Below are 531 nucleotides of genomic sequence, written 5' to 3'. Positions count from 1 at the left end.
GTCGTCTTCACGTTGCCGGCCGAAGTCGCCGACGTCGGCTTCCAGAACAAGGCGATGGTCTACGACCTGCTGTTCCGCGCGGCATCGGAGACGATGATGACGATAGCAGCGGACCCCCAGCATCTCGGCGCACGCATCGGCATCACTGCCGTGCTCCACACCTGGGGCTCGGCAATGACGCACCATCCCCATGTCCACATGATCGTGCCGGGCGGCGGCATCGCGCCTGACGGGACGCATTGGGTCTCCTCGCGCCCGGCCTTCCTGCTCCCTGTGCGCGTGCTCGGCAAGCTGTTCCGCCGCCTGTTCCTCACCCGACTGCTCACGCTGCACGACGCCGGGCGGCTCGTCTTCTTCGGATCGATGGCGCACCTCGCCGAGCGACGGGCCTTCCTGCGCCACCTGGCTCCCGTCAGGAAGAAGCGCTGGGTGGTCTACGCCAAGCCGCCCTTCGCCGGGCCTGAAGCGGTGCTCGCCTATCTGTCGTGCTTCTCTATTCGGCGTGTTGAGGTCAAGCGCTATCGAGCTTTT

1 protein-coding gene is annotated in these 531 nt (G+C 66.1%); it reads left to right on the top strand.

Going from position 1 to position 531, the window contains the following annotated elements:
• Nucleotides 1-531, top strand: a 531-nt coding sequence (locus tag AU465_RS32925) for an IS91 family transposase (protein WP_192257170.1), incomplete at both ends; no start/stop codon positions are given.

Source organism: Mesorhizobium silamurunense (genome assembly GCF_014843905.1).
GTDB lineage: Bacteria > Pseudomonadota > Alphaproteobacteria > Rhizobiales > Rhizobiaceae > Mesorhizobium > Mesorhizobium silamurunense.
Note: the sequence above shows the minus strand (reverse complement) of the source record. Positions and strands in the feature narration are given on the sequence as shown.